Below are 2,555 nucleotides of genomic sequence, written 5' to 3'. Positions count from 1 at the left end.
GGCAGTTTGCTGCGACCACGATTCAGCGGGTGCGCGATGATGAGCTGGATGGCTTGCTGGCCGCCGCTTATGCCGACACCGGCAGTGCGGCGGCGGTGGTCGGGGCGGCGGAGAACGAAGTTGATCTTGATCGGCTGATGCAGGACATGCCGGAAATCACCGACCTGCTCGACACTCAGGACGGCGCGCCGGTGATCCGCATGATCAACGCGCTGCTGACCCAGGCCGCGCGCGATGAGGCCAGCGACATTCACATCGAACCCTTCGAAACCCATTCCGTGGTGCGCTATCGCGTCGACGGCACGCTGCGTGACGTGGTCTCGCCGCGCAAGGCGTTGCACGGTGCGCTGGTGTCGCGGATCAAGATCATGGCGCAGCTCGACATCGCCGAGAAACGCCTGCCGCAGGACGGTCGCATTGCCTTGCGCGTGGCCGGTCGGCCGATCGATATTCGTGTTTCCACGGTGCCGACCGGTCACGGCGAACGCGTGGTGATGCGCTTGCTCGACAAACAGGCCGGACGTCTGCACCTCGAAACCCTCGGCATGGACGCGCAGGTGCTGGCCAAACTCGATCACCTGATCCGCCAGCCCCACGGCATCGTCCTGGTCACCGGCCCCACCGGCAGCGGCAAAACCACCAGCCTCTACGCCGCACTCGCGCGCCTCGATGCGAGCACCAGCAACATCCTCACCGTTGAAGACCCGGTGGAGTACGACTTGCCGGGGATCAGCCAGATTCAGGTCAACGCCAAGATCGACATGACCTTCGCCCTCGCGCTGCGAGCGATTCTGCGCCAGGACCCGGACATCATCATGATCGGCGAAATCCGCGATCTCGAAACCGCGCAAATCGCCGTGCAGGCCTCGCTGACCGGGCATTTGGTGTTGGCAACCTTGCACACCAACGACGCGGTGTCGGCGGTCAACCGCTTGATCGACATGGGCGTCGAACCGTTTCTGCTGGCCTCGTCGATGCTCGGCGTGCTCGCGCAAAGATTGGTGCGGCGCCTGTGCAATCAGTGCAAGCAAGAAGACCCAACGGCACCGGGCACCTGGCGCCCGGTCGGTTGCGCGGCGTGCAATCAAACCGGCTACAGCGGCCGCACCGGCATTCACGAATTGTTCTGCATCGACGACGACATCCGCACCCTGATCCATCAAGGGGCAGGGGAGCAGGCCTTGCGCGCCTCAGCGGCCAAAGCCGGGATGTTCAGCCTGCGTGAGGACGGCGAGCGCTGGATTCGCAGCGGCGCCACGGCCCCTGAAGAAATCTTGCGTGTGACACGGGACGCCTGATGAATCGCTATCGTTTTGAAGCTGCTGATGCCACTGGCAAGATCGAATCCGGGCACCTTGAGGCGGACAGTCAAAGCGCCGCTTTCACAACATTACGCGGGCGCGGGTTGACCGCGTTGTCGGTGCACAAGGAAAGCAATGTCGCCCAGCACGGCGGCGGTGGGTTGTTCAGCGCCAAACTCTCGGACAACGATCTGGCCTGGGCCACACGGCAACTGGCGAGTCTGCTCGGCGCCAGTCTGCCGTTGGAAGCCGCGCTGAGTGCCACCGTCGAGCAGGCCGAAAAAAAACACATCGCCCACACCCTCAGCGCTGTGCGTGCGGATGTGCGCAGCGGTATGCGTCTGGCGGAATCGCTGGCCGCGCGACCGAGAGACTTTCCCGAGATTTACCGCGCACTGATCGCGGCCGGGGAAGAGTCCGGCGATCTGGCGCAGGTCATGGAGCGGCTCGCGGATTACATCGAGGAGCGCAACAACCTGCGGGGCAAGATTCTCACCGCGTTCATCTATCCGGGCGTGGTTGGATTGGTGTCGATCGGCATCGTGATTTTCCTGCTCAGTTACGTGGTGCCGCAGGTGGTCAGCGCGTTTTCTCAGGCGCGGCAGGACTTGCCGGGGCTGACCCTGGCGATGCTAAACGCCAGTGATTTCATCCGCAGTTGGGGTTGGCTGTGCGCCGGGATCATGGCCGGCGCGTTTTGGAGCTGGCGCTTGTACCTGCGCAATCCGGCGGCGCGTTTGAGCTGGCATCATCGGGTGCTGAAGTTGCCGCTGTTCGGGCGTTTCATCCTCGGTCTGAACACCGCGCGTTTTGCCTCGACCCTGGCGATTCTCGGCGGCGCGGGGGTGCCGTTGTTGCGGGCGCTGGAGGCGGCGCGGCAGACCTTGTCCAACGACCGCTTGAGTTTGAGCGTCAGTGAAGCGACGGCCAAGGTGCGTGAAGGCGTCAACCTGGCGGCAGCGTTGCGTGTGGAAAACGTCTTCCCCCCGGTGTTGATCCACCTGATCGCCAGCGGCGAAAAAACCGGGTCACTACCACCCATGCTAGAGCGCGCGGCGCAAACCCTGTCGCGCGATATCGAGCGGCGGGCGATGGGCATGACGGCGCTGCTGGAGCCGCTGATGATCGTGGTGATGGGCGGGGTGGTGCTGGTGATTGTGATGGCGGTGTTGTTGCCGATCATTGAGATCAATCAACTGGTCCAGTAGCAGGTTTTGATGGTGTCTGACCTGGCCTCATCGCTGGCAAGCCAGC

General features: G+C 63.6%; 2 protein-coding genes. Both read left to right on the top strand.

Annotation, left to right across the window (positions count from 1 at the left end):
- Positions 1–1,298: type II secretion system ATPase GspE (gene gspE, locus EJA70_RS11635; RefSeq protein ID WP_158830842.1), on the top strand; the 1,298-nt coding region annotated here is incomplete at its 5' end.
- On the top strand, positions 1,298–2,509 hold the full coding sequence (gene gspF / locus EJA70_RS11630; protein WP_158830841.1) for a type II secretion system inner membrane protein GspF: 1,212 nt from the start codon (positions 1,298–1,300) through the stop codon (positions 2,507–2,509). The genes gspE and gspF, both read left to right, overlap by 1 nt.
- Positions 2,510–2,555 lie beyond the last annotated feature (46 nt).

It is taken from the genome of Pseudomonas sp. PB103, assembly GCF_009764635.1.
Lineage (GTDB): Bacteria > Pseudomonadota > Gammaproteobacteria > Pseudomonadales > Pseudomonadaceae > Aquipseudomonas.
This window is presented reverse-complemented; position numbering and strand designations above follow the sequence as displayed.